Origin of the sequence: Haloglomus halophilum, assembly GCF_024298885.1 — an archaeon.
In the GTDB taxonomy this organism is placed as follows: Archaea; Halobacteriota; Halobacteria; order Halobacteriales; family Haloarculaceae; genus Haloglomus; species Haloglomus halophilum.
Window position 1 is genome coordinate 1495676 of the sequence record NZ_CP101166.1, and the last position, 17500, is coordinate 1513175.

Below are 17500 nucleotides of genomic sequence, written 5' to 3' on the forward strand. Positions count from 1 at the left end.
AGTCGCCGATAGACGCTATTCGTGCCCATATGGTCCGATATTCATGTGATCCGTCGGACGACACCCGCCAGATCGGCGGTTCGGATGGCCCTCCGCCCGGCACCCCCGTTCCGACGCAGACCCGCACTTTCGCTTACGAGACAGTCAGAATATTCAGATTCACACTACAATGTAAATTCTGACGACGGCATGGTGGAAGGTCCACCGTCGGGGTCGGGGGGCAGCATCCCCAGAAAGGAGGAGCCCGACAGCGGTCACGTTAGCATCCACGTAACCTTGGCCGAACAGCGCCTCCCTTCGACGATGAGACGACGCCAGTTCATCCGGGGTGGGGCAGCGGCAGCCGGAACCGCACTCGGCGTGTCCGCGGTCGGCTTCGGGTCGCCCCGCACGACCGAGGCGGCCCCGTCGACGCCCGAGCCCTCGGACACCATCATGCCCGGGACGGCCCACGAGACGCCGGTGTACGTCGTCGAGGGCGCGGAGTCGGGCCCGACGGCGGTCGCCGTCGGTGGCATCCACGGCGACGAGCGGAGCGGCATCCTCGCCGCCGACCGGCTCCTGGAGTGGGACCTCGCGGCGGGCCGTCTCGTGGTGATCCCACGCGCGAATCGGGTGGCCGTCGAGCAGGACACTCGACAGGGAGAGCACGGCGACCTGAACCGGCAGTTCACGCCCGACAGCGAACCCGCGACCGAACTCGCGCGGGCGCTCTGGGACCGCATCGTCGAAGCGGACCCGGACGTGCTGACGACGCTCCAGTCCTCGAAGGGACTGTACGGCACGCACCCGGACTTCGTGGGGCAGGCCGTCTTCCCGACGGCCGCCGGCGACGCCGTCACCGTCGCCGAGTCAGCGACCGCGACGGTCAACGACACCGTCGTCCCGTGGTACATGCCGTTCCACGACTTCCGCGTCGGCCACCCGCTCAGCGGCGAGGCACCGCTCCTCTCGCACAAGGTCGGCGGCGACCTCGGCGAACCGGCCCACATCGTCGAGGCGACGGAGTACCTGCTCGACGACGAGGCCGGCGCCCGGTGGACCGAGCGGCTGGCGACCGAACTGCTGGCCGGACACGGCCTCGAGCGGGCCGGAGGGGACGCATGACGGCCACGGCGAACCCACGACGCGTCCTCGCCGGCCCCGCCGTGGTCGTGGCGTTCGCCCTGCTGACGGTCCCGCTCGTCGCGGGCGCGCTCGACTCGGCGTTCATGACGCCGCTGGCGTTCCCCGGCTACCTGGTCCTCACCATCGGGAGTGCCGTCGGGAACCTGCTGTTCCCGAACTTCGCGCTGTGGGTGTACTGGGTGCCGTTCGCGATGGCCTGCTACGGCATCGCGGTCGTGGCGGGAATCGGCTACCGGGCCGCCCGGGGAGGCGGATGAAGGGCGACATCCGATAATCCCGAGTGCCGAGCGAGCGCGGGGGTTACGTCTCGTGCACGTCGGTCCAGTCCGTCTCGGCCGGTTCGGCATCCGCCGCCTTGAGCGCCAGCACCGGCGTCCCAGCGGTCCGGACGACGCGCTCGGCCACGCTGCCCAGGAGGAACCGGTCGAACCCGGACCGGCCGTGGGTCCCCACGACGGTCAGGTCCACGCCGGTGTCGGCGGCATAGTCCACGATGGCGCGGTACGGCGACCCACTGAGGAGTGTGGCCTCGACGGACGGGATATCCGCTCGACCGGCCCGCTCGACCGCCCGCTCGACGGCCTCCTGGCCGGACTCCTCCATCCGGTCGAGGAGGGGGCCACCGGCGCCGGTCGGCCACGCGACGGTGACATCCACGACGTGGATCACGTGGAGCGTCGCGTCGGCTGCCGCCGCCAGGTCGACCGCGTGCGTGACGGCGGCGGCTGCCCCCTCGCTCCCGTCCGTGGCGACGAGAACGTCGTCCAGGTCCTCGACGGGTGTCGAGGTCCGGACCGTCAGGACGGGAGCCGGCGCAACCCGGAGGGTCCGCTCGGTCACGCTCCCGAGGACGAACCGGTCCAGGCCGGTCCGGCCCTGAGTCCCCATCACCAGCAGGTCCACGTCCTGTGCCTCGGCGTAGTCCGCGATGGCGCGAGCGGTGCCGGCCTCGTTGGGGAGGACCGCGGTCGAGACGAGGACGTCGGACTCGGCGGCGTGGGCGGTGACTTCCTCGAGCAGGGCGTCGGGGTCGACCTCGTCCGGCGAGTCGGGGGGCGGCCCCCCGTCGTCCGGCGGCGTGACGTGGATGGCGTGGAGGTCAGCACCGAACCGGTCGGCGAGCCGGACGGCACCCTCCACGGCAGTGTCGGCGGTCTCGCTCCCGTCGGTCGCCACGAGGATACGGTCGTACATGGTGTCTACAGGTAGGTCGCCGTAGCGGTAAACTACGTCGGGCGTTCCTCTCAGCTGGGAATCAGCGAATCCGGACGGCCCCGGCAGCCCCGTCGCCGCGGTCCCCACGCTGTGGAAACCAGCGGCTCACGCCTGTTGCTCGCCTGCCATCGGTTCCGGGTGGGGGCCACACGCAGGAGTAGCTCTTTGTCGAGCGGCAACCGGGAGCCCTGGGTCGGGAGCGGACCGGAGCGGCCGGCTAGCGGAATCACCGCTCGCCCCCGGCGCACGGCGGAGATGCCGGCTCGCCGCCACCGGGAAGGGGAACGCCTACCTGCGAAAGCCCCGTACCGGGGGGTATGCACACCGAGGGGCAACTCGCGCCGGAGTCGGCGACCGAGGCGCGCCGCTCGTACGCCGAGCTCGCCGGGGCGGCCCGGACGGTCACCCGCGAGACGGCCAAAGCGATGGGCTTCGACCGCGAGGAGTACGCCGAGCGCGTCACCGACGACGTGCGCTCGACGGCCCGGGACGCGCTGTTCGCGTCGCTGCTGGAGGTACGGGTCGGCGACCGCGAGGCGTTCGAGGCGTGGCGCGCCGACTTCGACGGCGACGTCCGCGTGATGGGGAGCAACGACGTCCCCAACGTGGCCTGGCACGTCGTTCCGTTCGGTGCCGACGGCCCACCGACCCGCGCCGCCGGCGACGAGAGCGTGACGGCCGTGGCGGTGGCCGCGACGTTCCAGGACGAACCCACGGCCGCGATGGCGACGCTCCGCCGGACCGTCTTCGGCCGCGTCTACCGCGATGTCATCCACGCCGACCCCGTCGAGACGGGCGCCCACACCGCAGGGCCGCCAGAGGACGACGAGGACGACGGTACCGAGGGCGGGACCGACGCGGCCGCCGAAGCCGAGGAGAGCACGCAGTGAGGCGGATCACCCGGAACACCATCCTGGTCATCCTCGCGGTCGTGGTACTGTTGCTGGCGCTGGGGGCGCTCCCCTCCTACCTGAAGAGCGGCGACCCGTACTACGTGGTCGCGACGGCCGACGAGGCGCCGGGCGAGAGCGTGAACGCCACGAACCTCTCGGCGCGGCGCTACCGGTTCAGCACGGGCGCCGTCTCGGCCGCCACCGCGAACGGCAACGGGACGGGCCGCTCGGACCCGTACTGGCGGGGCCCGTTCGGCTTCAAGGAGGGGTTCACCCACTCCCCGTTCGACGAGTTCGAGGCGCTCACGCGGGACTACCCCAACGCGACGGGCACGACGGGCAACGACACGAGCGTCTACCTCTCGCGCAACGGGACCAGCTACCGGGTCACCATCACGCAGACGCCCGGCGCGGTCGGTGAGCCCGGGACCGACGCGAACGCGAGTCGGCTGGCGCGGCCGGGGCCAGCCGGCGACGCGGCGCCACGTGCGGAGGTGGTCGGATGAGCGACGGCGCCAACGACGCGAGCGACGACACCGACGACGCGAGCGATGGGCGCGAGCAGCCCATCACGGCCCACGACCCGGCGGCCCACGACTGGCCCGTCATCGAGTCCGTCGCGGAGTACGAGACTGGCTGGTACACGGGGGGCTACGACCTCGTCGAACAGCCCGACGGCTCGACGAAGAAGTACTACTGGGCGGAGTTGCCGCCCGCGGTCGTCGTGGTGGCCGTCGCGGACGGCTCGGTCGTGATGGTCGAGCAGTTCCGCCCGACCATCCGCGAGACCTGCCTCGAACTGCCCGCGGGCATCGTCGAGGACGGTGAGACGTACACCGAGGCCGGGGCGCGCGAGCTCGCCGAGGAGACCGGCTTCGCGCCCGCCGGGACGGCGCTGCTGGAGTCGTTCGACTGCTCGACCGGCGTGTTGCGCCACGAGCGCGGTATCGTCTGGGCGGAGGGACTGGCACCCGTGGAGCGAAAGCTCGACGGCAACGAGTTCATCAACGTCCACGCGGTGCCGGTCGCGGACGCGCTGGACGTGGCGCGGAGCGACCCGGCCAACGACGCGACGATGGAGGGCGTGCTGCTAGCCCGGGAGGAGGGCTTACTGTAGGCAGCACCCGACCTCGGGGACGGGTCAGTCCATCGGATTGCGGATCAGCTGACCGTGCTCGACCTTCATGCAGCGGTCCTGGACCACGTCCAGTCCGGCGGCCTCGGCGTCCCGGGCGGCCGCATCGTGCGTGATGCCGGGCTGCATCCAGACCGCTTGCACGTCGTCGCGGGCGAGCGTCTGCTCGACGATGCCCGGGACCTCTTCGCTCGGCCGGAAGACCTCGACGGTGTCGACGGGGCCCGGAACGTCGGCCAGCGAATCGTACGCCCGCTCCCCGAAGATCTCGTCGGCGGTCGGGTTGACCGGCGTCAGGTCGTAGCCGTGGCGCCCGAGGTACGCCGGGACGATGTGGGCCGCCTTCTCGTACGAGGTGGAGGCCCCGACGACGGCGACGCGGTCGTGGCCGAGGACCCGACGGAGGCCGTCGGCGTCGGTTATCGGCATGCGCGGGCTTGTCGACGGCGGGGAATCAGTGTACCGGCGGATGCGACCAGCACGACGGGGGCAGTCGGCGCGGTAGAGGCTCGCGCCCCCGATTTCAAGACCCCACCGGCTGAACGTCGGGTCAGATGCCAGCCCTCCAGCTAGACTCGGTCTCGAAGCGCTTCGGCGACGTCCGGGCGCTCGACGACGTCTCGTTCACGGTCGAACGGGGCGAGGTGTACGGCTTCCTCGGGCCGAACGGTGCCGGGAAGTCGACGACCATCGACATCCTCCTCGACTACGTCCGGCCGTCGGCCGGCAGCGTTTCGGTCTTCGGCCACGACGCCCAGGCGGAGCCGACCGCCGTCCACGCCCGGACCGGCATCCTGCCGGATGCGACCGGCCTGACCGGCCATCTGACGGCCCGCCAGCACGTCCGGTACGCCGTCGACTCGAAGGGCAGCGACGAGAACCCGCTGGCGCTGCTGGACCGCGTCGGTATCGCCCTCGACGCCGACCGGGCGGTGGGTGGGTTCTCGAAGGGGATGCGCCAGCGGCTGCTGCTGGCCTGTGCGCTGGTCGGCGAGCCGGACCTGCTCATCCTCGACGAGCCCTCGACCGGGCTGGACCCCAACGGTGCCCGCCGGATGCGCGAGATCGTCCGTGAGGAGAACGAGCGCGGCGCGACCGTCTTCTTCTCCTCGCACATCCTCGAGCAGGTGGCCGCGGTCTGTGACCGCGTCGGCATCCTCTCGGGCGGCGCCCTCGTCGCCAGCGACTCGCTGGACGGGCTCCGCGAGCGCGTCGGCTCCGTCGGCCGGCTGACCGTGACGCTGGACACCCCCTCGGAGGCGGCCGTCGCAGCGGTCCGGGACCTGGCCGGTGTGAGCAACGTGCGCGTCGACGGAGCGAGCGTCTCGGCGTCCTGCCCGCCGGACCGGAAGGCAGCGGTCGTCGATGCGGCCCGGCGTGACGGCGCCGACGTGGTCGACATCCGGACGGAGGAGGCCTCGCTGGAGGAGCTGTTCGCGGCCTACACCGAGGGCGAGGAGGGGGAGGTCGCATGAGTGGCCGCCTTCGCGCCGTCGTCGAGCGGGACCTCCGCGACCCGTTCCGGTCGCGGGCCGTGTGGCCCGTCCTGCTGCTGTTCGTCGTGTTCTTCGGCGGGCCGGTCGCCCTGACCGGCGGCGGCAGGCCCGGAGCGCAGGCACCGGGACTGCTGAACCAGATGCAGATCGTCGTCTTCCTGTTCCTCCCGCTGGCGGCGCTCCAGTTCGGCTACGACCGGGTCGCGGGCCCCCGCGAGACGGGTGAGATCCGGCTGCTGCTGGCGCCGCCTCACTCCCGCCGGGCGTTCGTACTGGGCACGTTCCTGGGTCGGGCGGCGTTCACGGCGTTGCTGGTGACCGTCGGCTACCTCGTCGCGACCGTCGCCTATGCAGCGGTCGTCGGCGTGCCGGACCCGGTGCGCACGGTGGGGGGGTACCTCCTCGCACTCGCGCTCGGGGTGGCCGTCACCGGGCTCGCTGTCGGCCTCTCGGCGTCGATGGCAACCCGCGGCCGGGCGACCGTCACCGCCGCCGCGGCCTACCTCACGCTCCTCACCTTCTGGGAGTCCATCCCGACCGCCGTCCGGTTCGTCGGGAACGGCCTCCGGGCGCCGACCGGCCCACAGCCGGAGTGGGCGGTCGCGTTCGCCCAGACCGTCCCCACGCGGGCCTACCGGAACCTCGCCGCGAACCTGCTGCCGAACGCCGCCCCGCCGGACATCGTCACCGCCGGCCCACCGGCCGCCGTCCTCGTGCTGGTCGCCTGGACGGTCGTGCCGCTGGCAGTCGGCATCGCCCGGTTCGAGCGGGCCGACCTCTGAACGCGGGTACGGGCCGGTGGCGACGGACGCCCCCAGCCCGGCAGGTCACCGGGGACGGGGACTACAGCCGCTCCGGGCCCGAGTCGGAGTCGGACCCGGGCGGGATGGATTCGAAGGCGTCCGACCGGTGTGCGACCGCGACCAGCGCACCGAGCACACCCACCGTGAGCACGGCGCCGGTGAGGAACGGCACCCAGTAGTAGAGCACGTAGATGGCCGTCATCGCCGGCGGGCCCAGCGTCCGGCCGAGGCTGCCGGCTCCCTGTGTGACGCCGAAGGCGCTGCCCTGTGCCGACTCGTCGGCCGCCGCCGACACCATCGCCGTGATGCCGACGTTCAGCAGCCCGTTCCCGGCCGAGAGCAGCGCCAGCGACAGGAGGAGCGCGAGCAGCTCCGGCCCGAGGACGGGGATGGCGCCCGCGGGGCCATCCAGGAGCGCCCGCCCGAGTTCGGGCGCGAACGGGAGCGTCGCCAGCGCGACCAGCAGGACCGCCGCGCCGCCGACGGCGAGACGGGTGTCGGCGAAGCGTCGCGACAGCGCCCGGACGACGACGCCCTGGTTGATGGCGCCGAGCACGCCGATGTAGGTCAGGAGCAGGCCGGCGGCGGCCGCATCGTAGCCGTAGATGTCGGCGACGAACGGGATGAACGCGACCTGCACGCCGGAGAAGGCGACCGAGGTGACGAGGAAGACGAGGACGAGCGGCCGCAGGTCGCGGTCGGTCAGCGCCTCGCGGAACTGGGAGACGAGTCCGCCACCCCGGGCAGCGGTCCCACGCTGGCGGTCGGGTTCCGGGAGGAAGCGGGCCGCGGCGAGCAGCGCGAGCAGCGAGAGCGCCGCCGCGAGGAACGAGGGCAGCGAGAACACCGTCGCCGGGACGAACCCGGGGAGGATATCGCGGGCGAGCGCCACGGCGGGGTCGCTGGCGACGAGGCCGCCGAGCGCGGGGCCGAAGACGAACCCCAGCGAGAACGTCGCGCCGATGAGTCCCAGGGCGGCGGCCCGCTCGGCCTTCGGCGTGATGTCGGTGATGTACGCCTGCGCGGTGGCGATGTTGCCGCCCATCGCGCCGGCGAGCATCCGGGCGGCGAACAGGGCACCGAGCGCGCCGACCGTCCCGAACGGGCCCTGGAGCTGCTCGCCGAGGCCGAAGATCAGCCAGGCAACAGCGCTGCCCGCGAGCGACAGCATCAGCACGGGCCGGCGGCCCCGCTCGTCGGAGAGCCGACCCAGCAGCGGCGCGAAGAGGAACTGCGTCAGGGAGTAGGACGCCGCGAGCAGCCCGATGAACACGTCGCTCACCCCGAAGCTCCGGACGTAGAACGGCAGGACCGGGATGATGACGCCGAACCCGAGCAGGTCGATGAAGACGACCCCGAGCACCGTCAGCAGCGCGCGGCGGCGCGAGACCTCGCCGGCGGCGGCGTCGACGACGGTCGCGGACCGGGGAGTTGACACGACGCGACCTGCGACCGGGACGCACTTGTGGCTGCCGAGTGTGCCGTGGGAGGCGGTCACGGCGGGACCGTGACCGTTCGTCCCAGAACGACAGCAGCGAGCACCTCGTGACGGTCGGCTCGCACGGCGAGAGGGGCGCGCAGATCGCTGCCCGGCCGGCGACGAGATGAACCAACCGCCCAACCCACACCCACATTCCATACCCCACATTCCATATCCCATACCACACAACCCATATAAAACCGAAACAGATATTTTAACAACATATTTTGAGATATATCATCGATATATTGGATTTTGGTGGACTGAGAAGATCATGGACGAGCAACATCCGCGTGAGGGGAGACGGTCGGCGTGGGCCACGGCCGCCGACCTGAATCGGTCGTTTTCTCCCGGTGAAGATGGTCGAAATCCCGATATAGGTTAACAACCTACCTACCGGAGATGGACGTATCGCCTCGCCTGCATCCGCTCTCCCCACAGGTCGTCCCCCGGGTCGTCTCCCTGCTGGGTGTCGCCCTCGTCACCGCCACCATCGCCTTCCACCTCACCTTCGAGACGTGGAGGGGGGCCGGACCGGCGGAACTCCTCCTGTACGCGGTCGTGCCACCCCTGGCTGTCGTCCCGATCTACGCCGGCTACCGGCTCCGGACGGGTTCCATCGATCCGAGCCGGTACGTGCGGGTGCTGGTCTGGACGGTCGTCGTGACCGCGGTCTGGTCGCTCATCAATGCGGTTCTGATGCTCTCGGTCATGGGTGAGGCATCCGCCAGCGGACTGGCAGGGTGGTGGCTGTTCACGCTCAAGGCGGGGATAGCGGCCGGGCTCCTCATCGGTATGGTGGAGGCCCGGGCGATACAGCGCGCCGTCGAGGCAGAAGCCAAGGCCGTCCGCGCCGAGCGCAAGCGAGCCGAGCGCGAGCTCCTCACATACGTCAACGACTTCCTCCGACACGAGGTACTGAACACCGCCAACATCGTCGGGGGGAACGCCGACCTGCTCATCTCGAACCACGCCCGTGGTGAGCCGCTCGACCGCGAGAAACTGGAGTCGATACGGAACAGGAGCGACGACCTGGCGCGGGTCATCCAGGATGTCCGGTCGCTGCTGGAAGCGACCCAGATCGACGACGAGAACACCGTCGAACTCTCGTCGCTTCTGGCCGAGGAGATCACCGATCTCCAGCAGACGTACGACGACCTCGTGGTCGAGACGGACATCCAGACGGGGACGGCGGTTCGGGGAGGGCAGCTCCTCGGACGGGTCTTCGGGAACCTGCTCCGGAACGCCGTCGAGCACAACGACAGTTCGCCACGCCGCATCGAGGTGGTCGTCACGGAGGAGCCGGGGACCGCGACGGTCCGGATCGCGGATAACGGCCCCGGAATCCCGGAGGCGAAGCTGGACGGCATATTCCACCGCTCCACCGGCGACCACGGGTTCGGCCTCTACCTCACGAAACTGCTCGTGGAGCGCTACGGCGGCGCCGTCGAACTCGTCCGGACCGACGACGACGGGACGGTCTTTGCCGTCACACTCCCACGCCAGGCAGACGCCCACGAACCCGGACGGACGACAGCTGGTGCCGGCAGGCCCGAAGCCCCCATCTCCCACTGACGAAGTGACCCGCCGGCCGGTCGCCCGCACCCGTCGGGGTGGATTTAAGCGCGTCCGACCCCCCACTCCGGACATGGACGACGAGATATCCGCCGAGGAGCTCCACGACCTCCTCGAGTCGGGCACGGACGTACGCGTCGTGGACATCCGCTCGGAGGACGCGTTCCGGCGGGGGCACCTGCCGAACAGCGAGAACATCCCGTTCCGGGAGCTGACCGGTCGCATCGAGGAGCTCGCGGGCGCCGACCACGTCGTGACGGTCTGCCCGCACGGCGAGGCCAGCGTGCAGGCCGCGCGGCTCGTGGCCTCCTACGAGGGCTTCGACGGCCGCGTCGAGTCGATGGCCGACGGCGTCACCGGGTGGGCCGAGCGGTACGGACTCGAATCCGAGGTGGCGACGGACGGCGAGGGAGCGGACGACGAGGGGCCCGAGGCCCCGTTCTGAGACGGCGAGGCGTCACTCCTGCTCGGCCGTCCGGCCCCGGACCGACGGGAACAGTCCGAACGTCCGGACGAGTTCGGCACCGGCACCGATCGTCAGGACCGCGCCGGCCAGCAGCGGCGCGAGCCCGCCCGGCAACGGGTCGGCGGTGACTCCCGCGGCCGCCAGTGACAGCCCGACGACGAGCAGGAACGCGAGGAACACGCCGTAGACGGCGGTCCCGAGGACGGACCAGAGGGCGTCCTCGACGGCACGGCGGACGACGATGTACTGTTCGTCGGTTCCCGGAGCGGCGCCGGCGTCGCTGCCGGACGGGTCGGTGGAGGGCTCGTCCATGTATCGGGCCAGGTGGGGGGACCCGATAAAGAGGGCGCTCAGTCCCGCCGCCGGGCGACCAGCTCGATGGGGTCGCTGGGCTGGAGCGTGACGGACATCCGGAGGTCGGGGTCGGCCGACTGGTCGGGCGCGAGGTCGAACCGCCAGTCGCGGGCGAGCGTGGCGAGTGCCAGCTGTAGTTCGAGCATCGCGAACCGGTTGCCGATGCAGGTCCGTGGGCCGCCCCCGAACGGGCAGTAGGCGTACTCCGGGCGACCCGGCGGGTCCGCCAGGACCCGCAGGTCGTCGGTCGCAGGGTCCCGGGTCGCAGCGGCGTCGGGCACGAAGTCGTCGCCGAAGTCGGACGCCTCGGTGGGGACCAGCCACCGCTCCGGGCGGAAGGCGTCGGGGGCGTCCCACCACCGGCCGTCGCGGTGGAGTTCGATGACGGGGATGGAGAGGTCCGTCCCCTCGGGGATGTGGTAGCCGTGGAGGGTCGTGTCCGCGGTCGGCTGCCGGAAGAGGACGAACACCGGCGGGTAGCGCCGGAGCGCCTCGCGGACGACCGCCTCCGTGTACGGCAGGCCATCACGGACCGCACGGGCGTCGGGCGCCCCGTCGAGGGCGTCGACCTCCTGCTCCAGCCGGCGCCGGCACTCGGGGTTCGAGGCCAGCAGGAGCCAGGCGTAGGTCAGCGCCATCGATGAGGTCTCGTGGCCGGCGAACAGGAAGGTGAACAGCTGGTCCCGGAGCTCCTCGTCCGTGAGGCCGTCATCGTCGCCGGCGGCCACCAGCATCCCGAGCAGGTCCTCACCCGGGTCCGCGCGGTCGCGCCGCTGGGCGACGAGCGTCTCGATGGTATCGTCGAACGCCGCGACCGCGCGCCGGTAGCGCCGGTTGGTCGGCGTCGGCACCCACGAGGGGAGGAACCGCGAGGGCGAGGAGACGTCGAACCGGTCGTTGATGGCCCGGGTCGCCCTGTCGATGGGGTCGTCGGTCCCCGGGCCGCCCACGTCGCCGCTGAACATGGCCTGCGAGAGCACGTCGAGGGTGAGCGACCGCATCTCGTCGGCGACCGCGAGCCGCTCGCCGTCGGTCCAGCCGGCGCTCGCGCGCTCGGTCGCAGTCCGCATCGCGTCGTCGTAGCGCTCGACCTGCTCGCGGTAGAACGCCGGCTGGACCAGCCCCCGGACCCGCTGCCACTGCTCGCCGTCGAGCGTGACCAGCCCGGTCGGCGCCAGCTCCTCGGCGGACTCCTGCAGGATCTCGCTTTTCTCGTAGCGGGCGTGGTCCTCGACCAGCACCGTCCGGACCGGTTCCGGGTGGCGGACCTGGTAGACGACGCGGCCGAAGACGTGGGTCCGGACCACGTCGCCGTACCGTCCCATCCGGCTGTAGAAGCCGAACGGGTCCCGGGCGAACGCGAGGCTCTGTCCGACGGCCGGCCAGCCGTCCGAGCCTGGAGGGCGCATCGTGCTCATGGACACACGAAGGTCGAGGCGAGCGACACCTCCTCGTTGCCGTGGACACACTAGCGTGTTCAAGTGCGTCGCGGACGGACGGGCGCGCATGAACTGCCTTCATCTCACGGTCCGTCTCGGCGACGAGGCGCTGCATCCGGTCCACCGGGCGATCTGCGAGGGGGCGCCGATCGAGCGCGAGCTGCTGTTCCAGGCGAACCCGGAGGGTGACCGGGCGGCGCTCCTGTTCTACATCGAGGGCGACCACGAGGCGTACGAGGCGTTGCTGGCCGACACCGACCAGGTCGAGTCCTACGACCTCGTCCCGGCGGCAGGAGGGTGCTACGCCTACGTCCGGGAGACGCCGCGGCCCGCGGACGAGGTGTTCTACGACGCGTTCGACCTCGGCGGGGTCGTGCTCGTACCGCCGGTGGCGTTCCGGCCGGACCGGACCATGCGGCTGACCGTCGTCGGCGAGACAGAGCCGCTAGAGGCCGTGGTCGGGACGATGGAGGCCGACGAGCGTGTCCGGGTCGATATCGACGGCGTCGAGTCCCGGCCCGGCCCCTCGCGCGCCGGGCGCATCGGCGGCGGCGACCTGACGGGTCGCCAGCGCGAGGCACTCGGGGCTGCGTGGGCAGCCGGCTACTACGAGGTGCCCCGCGAGGGGAGCGTCGCGGACGTGGCCGACGCACTCGGCGTGGCCGAGTCGACGGCCGCAACCCACCTGCGGAAGGCGGAGGCGCGGCTGGTCGGGCGCGTTGTCGGCGAGTGAGAAGTCACCCCGCGTGGGGTGCTCGACGTGCGGTCAGGTCTCAGGCAACGTTGAATCCTTCGTCGCGGAGGAAGTCCTCCACGCGACCGGTGTGGTTGCCCTGGAGTTCGATGGAACCGTCCTCGACGGTGCCGCCGCAGGCGAACTTCGACTTCAGCTTGCTGGACAGGTCGTCCAGGTCGACGTCCTTCGGGTCGAACCCCTCGATGACCGTTACCTCCTTACCGTATCGGCGCTCGTCGATGCGGATGTTGATCTCCTGAGACTCCTTGGCCACGTCCTCGCAGACGCAGAGTTCCTCAGGGAGCCCGCACGTCGAGCAGACTTCCGACATTACAGGTCGGGTGTAGTGGGGGACCGATATTAAATCCTGTCGGGAGGCCGACCGACGGCGGACGAGCGCCGCTGACCGGGCGAGACCGCTGGAATCCGGCTGGAGGGAGTCAGGAGATGGGAGGACGGTCGCTCACCAGCTCGTCGGCGAGCGCGACAGCCTCGTCGGCCTCCGCGACGGTGACCCCCCCGCCGTACCGGGCCCGCTCGTGGAGCGTCGCCAGGCGGCGGGCCCGCTCGTCCGGCGTGCCGCTCACGCCGACGGCACCGACACGCGCGGCGAACTCGCGGGCCGTCTCACCCGGCCGCCGGGCGGCATCGGCCTTCCTGCCGAGGTGTTCCAGTCGGTCGAACGCCCGCGCCACGTCCCGTGCGGGGTCGTCGGTGCGGGGCTGGTAGCGGAGTCGGACCTCGCGGTAGAGCCACGAGGGGGCCCCCGACCGGTGGACGCCGGCGGCGACACCCGCGAGGACCACCACGCCGAGCGCCGTCTGCTCGCGGGTGGGCCGCGGGATGCCGCCGCCGCCCTCCTCGCTCCCGCCGCCGGGCGAGGCGATGTCCGCACCGTCACCGAACCCGGGGCCGCTGGAGGTGGTGTTGGTCCCGTTCGTCGTGCCGTTCGTGGTCGGCGTGGTCGGGGTCGGCGTCGGGGTCACGCCGGGGTTCGGGTTACCAGGCGTCGGCGTGTCCGGCGTCGGCGTGGGGGTCGGCGTGAACGTCCGGTTGCGCGACTCGTTCGTGTCGACGCCCGTGGTCCCGTTGGCCTGGCGAGCCTGCTGGACGCGCTGGCGCTCGGCCGCCTCGCGCGGGGCGGCGGGCGTCGGGTCGAACCGGACCCAGCCCTGGTCGGGGAAGTAGACCTCGACCCAGGCGTGCGAGTCGAGCCCTCGTGCGACCCACCGGTCCTGTGCGACCTGCTGCCCGGGCGTGTAGCCGACGGCCATCCGCGCCGGGATGCCCTGCGACCGGAGCATCGTCACCATCGTCGTGGCGTAGTAGGTGCAGTACCCCTGCTCCATCTCGAAGAGGAACGCGTCCGCGATGTCGCCACGGGGGCGGTCGACGGTGAGGGAGTACTCGCGGTTGTTCTCCAGCCACCGCTCGATGACGCGGGCCGTGTCGTACGGGTTCTCCGCGTTGGCGGTGATACGCGCGGTACGCTCGCCGACACGGTCGGGTGTGGTCGACGGGAGCTGCGTGTACCGCTCCTCGATGGGGTCCGGGTAGTTCGTGCCGGACTCGCGGAGCTCGCGAGCGCTCGCGACCGGGCGCTCGGATTCGACGGTGTACGTGTCACCGGGCGAGAGCGTCCCGTCCGGGCCGACGCCACCGCCCGGCAGCTCGACGAGCGAGACGGGTACGCCCTCGACCCGCGTGGGCTTCCACGCCGCCGGCAGCACCTGTAGCTCGGACTCGACCGTGTAGCGCTGGCGGACCGTCCGGCTCTGCCCGACCGGGCCGGAGAGGCGCCCGTCGTACGAGCGGTCCGCACCCGTCCGGACCCAGCCGCTTCCGGTGTAGCGGTCGTAGGAGCCGACGCGCCAGTAGGTCGGCTCGGAGCTGGTGACGGTGAAGCGGACCTCCGGTGAGAGCCGGATGGAACCGAGGATGCTGACGCTGTCGCCGGCGGTGGTGAGGCTCGACTCGACGGTCTGGTCATCGCCGCCGGTACCGAGGTCGAGCGGGTCCGACCCCGCTGCCGGGACCACGCTCACCAGCAGCGCTGCCGTCACCATCGCCGCGAGGACGACCGCGACGGTCTCGGCGGTCTCGAGGTCACCCCCGCGCAGTTCGAGGTCGCCGAAGCCGACGACCCCGGCGGCCGCGACCACGCCCAGCAGCGCGAGCGCGCCGCTCGCATCGCCCGTCAGGATGAACAGCGTGAGCATCGCCCCGCCGACGACGACCGAGGCGACGTAGCGCCGGCGGAGCGCCAGATACCACGCCACGAACGTCGGCGCCGGCGTCGCCGCCAGCGCCCACAGCCCCACGTTGACGATACGAAGGACCGACAGCCCGGTCAGCAGCTCGATGCCGTCGCTGACGAGCAACAGGAGCGTCGGCGTCGCCGCCACGTCCCGGGGGAGCTGCGTGACGTACGCGTACGCGCCGGCCACCAGCAGGACTGCGGCGAGGCCGAAGGCGATACCCTCGGGAACGAGCCGGGCGACGACGGTGGCGGCGACGAGCGTCCCGGCCGCGACGGCCAGGAACAGCGTCACGTCGCCGGCCACGTCGGAGACCCGGTAGAGGACCGACAGGAAGGTCCCGAGCAGCGCTGCCACGCTGGCGAGCGCCAGCAGCCGGACGGGGTCCAGCTCGGGGGCGAACCGGGTCAGGCCCGAGGCCGCGTCGTCCGCGTTCGCGGACCGGCCCGTGGCGGTGCCCGTGCTCATGAGACGACCTCCCGGATGCGCCCGGTGACCGACCGGTCCGGCGTCTCGTCGGCGTGCTCGGTCGGGGCACCGGCGAGCCGTTCGAACGGGACCGTGCGGCCGCCGACGGTGACGGTCGTGCCGTCGGGCCCGGCGCGGACGAGGACCTCGGCGTCCTCGTCGACGGCACCGGCGCCCGTCCGGGCGAGCAGTTCGAGGATGCGGTTGCGGGCGGTCTCGCCGCGCTCGTCGTCGACCTCGCCGCCCGGCACCCGGACGCCGATGATGAGGTCCGCGTCGAGCAGGTGGGTGGCGATGGAGCCGACGGCGGCCGCCATCTCGTCGACGTACTCGGGGCCGGCCTCGCCGGCGACGGTGATACCACCTTCCTCGTCGGCGGCCCACTCCGTGACGACGAGGTCACCCTCGGCCTGTTTCGCCGACGCCTTCCAGTTCACGTCGCGCAGGGGGTCGCCGGGGACGTACTCGCGGACCTCGTCGAAGGCGGTCCGGTCGTCGGCGGTCGCCTTCTCCACGAGGCCGGTGAGGGGCCCGCTGTTCGTCAGGGCCACCACGTCCGGGTAGACGACGACGGGGGCGGTGCCAGCGAGTTCGGTCTCGGCGACGAGCAGCCCCAGCGGGTCCCGGACGCGAACGGTCGCCGGACCCAGATGATGGACCCCTCGCCCGACGAGGTCACAGTGCAGGCGGACGGTGGCGTCGCCCGGGAGCGAGACGGTCGTACCCGCGTCGGTGACGGTGGCCGCATCCGCGCGCTCGCGGCCGTCCGGGCTGACGACGGTGGCGTCGGCGACCCGGACACGGTCGGGCACGCGCTCGTGGAGGTCGAGCGGCACCGCCGACTCGACGTCGACGGTGATGGTCCGGCGGGCGCCGGGGAAGCCGGGCTGTGGCGTGGAGCGCTCGACGGTCGGTGTCGGCGCCCGGTACAGCTGGACGGCGCCGACGGCATAGCCGACGACCACGGGGACGACGAACGCGTTCAGGCCGGTGATACCGAACCTGAGACCGAAGCCGAGCGCGCCGATACCCAGGACGAGAGCCGCGATGCCGCGTCGTGTCGGGCGCATCTCACTCGACCGGGACGGCGTCGAGTGCCTCGGCGACGAGCTCGGTGCCCGTCCCCTCGCCGGCGCTCCGCCGGATGCGGTGGGCCATCACGACCTGGGCCTCGGCCTGCACGTCGTCCGGAATGACGTAGTCGCGCCCGTCGAGGACGGCGCGGGCCTGACCCGCGCGCAGGAGCGAGATGGCACCGCGGGGGCTCACACCCAGCTGCGCGTGCTCGCGGGTGTAGCGCGCCAGCCGCGTGACGTACTCGCGGAGGGGTTTCTCGACGGCGACCTGCGCGGTCGCCTCCCGGGCCGCCAGCAGGTCATCGGTCGTCGCGACCGGCTGGAGCTCCTCGATGGGGTGGTCGCCGACGATCTGTCCGAGGAGGGCGGCCTCGTCTGCCTCGTCGGGGTAGCCCAGCGAGAGCTGGACCATGAACCGGTCCAGCTCGGCCGCGGGCAGGTCGTAGGTGCGGTCGCGCTCGACGCTGTTCTGCGTCGCGACGACCGTGAACGGCGACGGGACCGGGTACGACTCCCCGTCGACGGTCACCTGCTGCTCCTCCATCGCCTCCAGCAGCGCGGACTGGGTCTTCGGGGGCGCCCGGTTGATCTCGTCGCCGAGCACGACGTTGGCGAAGATGGGGCCCGGGCGGAACTCGAACTCGCCGGTCTGCTGGTTGTAGATGTTGACGCCCGTGATGTCCGTAGGCAGGAGGTCGGGCGTGAACTGGACGCGCTTGAAGTCGCACTCGAACGACCGCGCGACCGAGCGCGCCAGCATCGTCTTCCCGACGCCGGGCACGTCCTCCAGCAGGACGTGGCCCCGACCGAGGAAGGCACAGATGAGGTGCTCGATGGCGTCATGGTGCCCGACGATGACCTGTTCGACGTTATCGATGACCGCACGGGCGGTGTCGCCGGCCGACTCCACGCTCGGCTCGGCATCGAGCGGGGTGTCGGCAGTGGAGGGTGACTCGCTCATTGGGACCTCGGGAGTCG

Annotated in this window: 19 protein-coding genes; 10 read left to right on the forward strand and 9 right to left on the reverse strand. The window is 71.7% G+C overall.

The window, feature by feature from the left end; genetic code table 11:
- Nucleotides 1-303: 303 nt before the first annotated feature.
- Nucleotides 304-1107, forward strand: a complete 804-nt coding sequence (locus tag NL114_RS07345; protein WP_254824139.1) for a M14 family metallopeptidase — start codon at nt 304-306, stop codon at nt 1105-1107.
- Nucleotides 1104-1385: a hypothetical protein gene (locus tag NL114_RS07350; RefSeq protein ID WP_254824140.1), complete on the forward strand. Its 282-nt coding sequence runs from the start codon at nt 1104-1106 to the stop codon at nt 1383-1385. The genes NL114_RS07345 and NL114_RS07350 overlap by 4 nt, the downstream gene beginning before the upstream one ends.
- Before the next feature lie 43 nt (nt 1386-1428).
- Here NL114_RS07350 and NL114_RS07355 read toward each other — a convergent pair whose 3' ends face one another.
- Complete coding sequence (locus NL114_RS07355; RefSeq protein ID WP_254824141.1) at nt 1429-2322, reverse strand: universal stress protein; 894 nt, start codon at nt 2320-2322, stop codon at nt 1429-1431.
- 338 nt (nt 2323-2660) lie between these two features.
- On the opposite strand from NL114_RS07355, the gene NL114_RS07360 reads away from it, so the two are divergent.
- The 3 genes from NL114_RS07360 to NL114_RS07370 are packed head-to-tail and all read left to right on the forward strand — an operon-like array spanning nt 2661 to nt 4353.
- The gene (locus tag NL114_RS07360; protein ID WP_350355404.1) at nt 2661-3233 is read left to right on the forward strand and encodes a DUF5809 family protein; all 573 of its coding nucleotides are present in this window, start codon (nt 2661-2663) and stop codon (nt 3231-3233) included.
- On the forward strand, nt 3230-3742 hold the full coding sequence (locus NL114_RS07365; RefSeq protein ID WP_254824142.1) for a hypothetical protein: 513 nt from the start codon (nt 3230-3232) through the stop codon (nt 3740-3742). Before NL114_RS07360 ends, NL114_RS07365 begins: the two co-directional genes overlap by 4 nt.
- On the forward strand, nt 3739-4353 hold the full coding sequence (locus NL114_RS07370) for an NUDIX hydrolase (RefSeq protein WP_254824143.1): 615 nt from the start codon (nt 3739-3741) through the stop codon (nt 4351-4353). The genes NL114_RS07365 and NL114_RS07370 overlap by 4 nt, the downstream gene beginning before the upstream one ends.
- A 24-nt stretch (nt 4354-4377) precedes the next feature.
- Here NL114_RS07370 and NL114_RS07375 read toward each other — a convergent pair whose 3' ends face one another.
- The gene (locus tag NL114_RS07375; RefSeq protein ID WP_254824144.1) at nt 4378-4800 is read right to left on the reverse strand and encodes a CoA-binding protein; all 423 of its coding nucleotides are present in this window, start codon (nt 4798-4800) and stop codon (nt 4378-4380) included.
- 125 nt (nt 4801-4925) lie between these two features.
- Here NL114_RS07375 and NL114_RS07380 point away from each other — a divergent pair, with 125 nt between their 5' ends.
- Nucleotides 4926-5846: an ABC transporter ATP-binding protein gene (locus tag NL114_RS07380; RefSeq protein WP_254824145.1), complete on the forward strand. Its 921-nt coding sequence runs from the start codon at nt 4926-4928 to the stop codon at nt 5844-5846.
- On the forward strand, nt 5843-6649 hold the full coding sequence (locus NL114_RS07385) for an ABC transporter permease subunit (protein WP_254824146.1): 807 nt from the start codon (nt 5843-5845) through the stop codon (nt 6647-6649). The genes NL114_RS07380 and NL114_RS07385 overlap by 4 nt, the downstream gene beginning before the upstream one ends.
- A 61-nt stretch (nt 6650-6710) precedes the next feature.
- Here the strand turns inward: NL114_RS07385 and NL114_RS07390 are convergent, their stop codons facing one another.
- Nucleotides 6711-8108 carry an MFS transporter gene (locus NL114_RS07390; protein WP_254824147.1) on the reverse strand — a complete coding sequence of 466 codons (1398 nt, stop codon included), beginning with the start codon at nt 8106-8108 and terminating at the stop codon, nt 6711-6713.
- A 444-nt stretch (nt 8109-8552) separates the two neighbouring features.
- Here NL114_RS07390 and NL114_RS07395 point away from each other — a divergent pair, with 444 nt between their 5' ends.
- A complete protein-coding gene (locus NL114_RS07395; RefSeq protein WP_254824148.1) occupies nt 8553-9725 on the forward strand; it encodes a sensor histidine kinase in 1173 nt (390 codons plus the stop codon).
- Between the two features lie 73 nt (nt 9726-9798).
- A complete protein-coding gene (locus NL114_RS07400; RefSeq protein WP_254824149.1) occupies nt 9799-10170 on the forward strand; it encodes a rhodanese-like domain-containing protein in 372 nt (123 codons plus the stop codon).
- 12 nt (nt 10171-10182) lie between these two features.
- Here the strand turns inward: NL114_RS07400 and NL114_RS07405 are convergent, their stop codons facing one another.
- Nucleotides 10183-10503, reverse strand: a complete 321-nt coding sequence (locus NL114_RS07405; protein WP_254824150.1) for a hypothetical protein — start codon at nt 10501-10503, stop codon at nt 10183-10185.
- A 38-nt stretch (nt 10504-10541) separates the two neighbouring features.
- Nucleotides 10542-11963, reverse strand: a complete 1422-nt coding sequence (locus NL114_RS07410; protein WP_254824151.1) for a cytochrome P450 — start codon at nt 11961-11963, stop codon at nt 10542-10544.
- Between the two features lie 88 nt (nt 11964-12051).
- Between NL114_RS07410 and NL114_RS07415 the strand changes: the two genes are divergently transcribed.
- Nucleotides 12052-12717: a helix-turn-helix domain-containing protein gene (locus tag NL114_RS07415; protein WP_254824152.1), complete on the forward strand. Its 666-nt coding sequence runs from the start codon at nt 12052-12054 to the stop codon at nt 12715-12717.
- A 40-nt stretch (nt 12718-12757) separates the two neighbouring features.
- Here the strand turns inward: NL114_RS07415 and yciH are convergent, their stop codons facing one another.
- The 4 genes from yciH to NL114_RS07435 all read right to left on the reverse strand — a co-directional run bounded on the left by yciH (nt 12758) and on the right by NL114_RS07435 (nt 17483).
- Nucleotides 12758-13051, reverse strand: coding sequence for a stress response translation initiation inhibitor YciH (gene yciH / locus NL114_RS07420; protein WP_254824153.1), 294 nt, complete (start codon nt 13049-13051; stop codon nt 12758-12760).
- 109 nt (nt 13052-13160) lie between these two features.
- On the reverse strand, nt 13161-15446 hold the full coding sequence (locus NL114_RS07425) for a transglutaminase TgpA family protein (protein WP_254824154.1): 2286 nt from the start codon (nt 15444-15446) through the stop codon (nt 13161-13163).
- Nucleotides 15443-16516 carry a DUF58 domain-containing protein gene (locus tag NL114_RS07430; RefSeq protein WP_254824155.1) on the reverse strand — a complete coding sequence of 358 codons (1074 nt, stop codon included), beginning with the start codon at nt 16514-16516 and terminating at the stop codon, nt 15443-15445. Before NL114_RS07430 ends, NL114_RS07425 begins: the two co-directional genes overlap by 4 nt.
- Nucleotide 16517: 1 nt before the next feature.
- A complete protein-coding gene (locus NL114_RS07435) occupies nt 16518-17483 on the reverse strand; it encodes an AAA family ATPase (protein ID WP_254824156.1) in 966 nt (321 codons plus the stop codon).
- Between the last annotated feature and the right edge of the window lie 17 nt (nt 17484-17500).

Coding starts and splice junctions, on each gene's coding strand:
- NL114_RS07345 (WP_254824139.1), top strand. CDS start 304: ATGAGACGACGCCAGTTCATCCGGGGTGGGGCAGCGGCAGCCGGAACC.
- NL114_RS07350 (WP_254824140.1), top strand. CDS start 1,104: ATGACGGCCACGGCGAACCCACGACGCGTCCTCGCCGGCCCCGCCGTG.
- NL114_RS07355 (WP_254824141.1), bottom strand. CDS start 2,322: ATGTACGACCGTATCCTCGTGGCGACCGACGGGAGCGAGACCGCCGAC.
- NL114_RS07360 (WP_350355404.1), top strand. CDS start 2,661: ATGCACACCGAGGGGCAACTCGCGCCGGAGTCGGCGACCGAGGCGCGC.
- NL114_RS07370 (WP_254824143.1), top strand. CDS start 3,739: ATGAGCGACGGCGCCAACGACGCGAGCGACGACACCGACGACGCGAGC.
- NL114_RS07375 (WP_254824144.1), bottom strand. CDS start 4,800: ATGCCGATAACCGACGCCGACGGCCTCCGTCGGGTCCTCGGCCACGAC.
- NL114_RS07380 (WP_254824145.1), top strand. CDS start 4,926: ATGCCAGCCCTCCAGCTAGACTCGGTCTCGAAGCGCTTCGGCGACGTC.
- NL114_RS07385 (WP_254824146.1), top strand. CDS start 5,843: ATGAGTGGCCGCCTTCGCGCCGTCGTCGAGCGGGACCTCCGCGACCCG.
- NL114_RS07395 (WP_254824148.1), top strand. CDS start 8,553: ATGGACGTATCGCCTCGCCTGCATCCGCTCTCCCCACAGGTCGTCCCC.
- NL114_RS07400 (WP_254824149.1), top strand. CDS start 9,799: ATGGACGACGAGATATCCGCCGAGGAGCTCCACGACCTCCTCGAGTCG.
- NL114_RS07405 (WP_254824150.1), bottom strand. CDS start 10,503: ATGGACGAGCCCTCCACCGACCCGTCCGGCAGCGACGCCGGCGCCGCT.
- NL114_RS07410 (WP_254824151.1), bottom strand. CDS start 11,963: ATGAGCACGATGCGCCCTCCAGGCTCGGACGGCTGGCCGGCCGTCGGA.
- NL114_RS07415 (WP_254824152.1), top strand. CDS start 12,052: ATGAACTGCCTTCATCTCACGGTCCGTCTCGGCGACGAGGCGCTGCAT.
- yciH (WP_254824153.1), bottom strand. CDS start 13,051: ATGTCGGAAGTCTGCTCGACGTGCGGGCTCCCTGAGGAACTCTGCGTC.
- NL114_RS07425 (WP_254824154.1), bottom strand. CDS start 15,446: ATGAGCACGGGCACCGCCACGGGCCGGTCCGCGAACGCGGACGACGCG.
- NL114_RS07430 (WP_254824155.1), bottom strand. CDS start 16,516: ATGCGCCCGACACGACGCGGCATCGCGGCTCTCGTCCTGGGTATCGGC.
- NL114_RS07435 (WP_254824156.1), bottom strand. CDS start 17,483: ATGAGCGAGTCACCCTCCACTGCCGACACCCCGCTCGATGCCGAGCCG.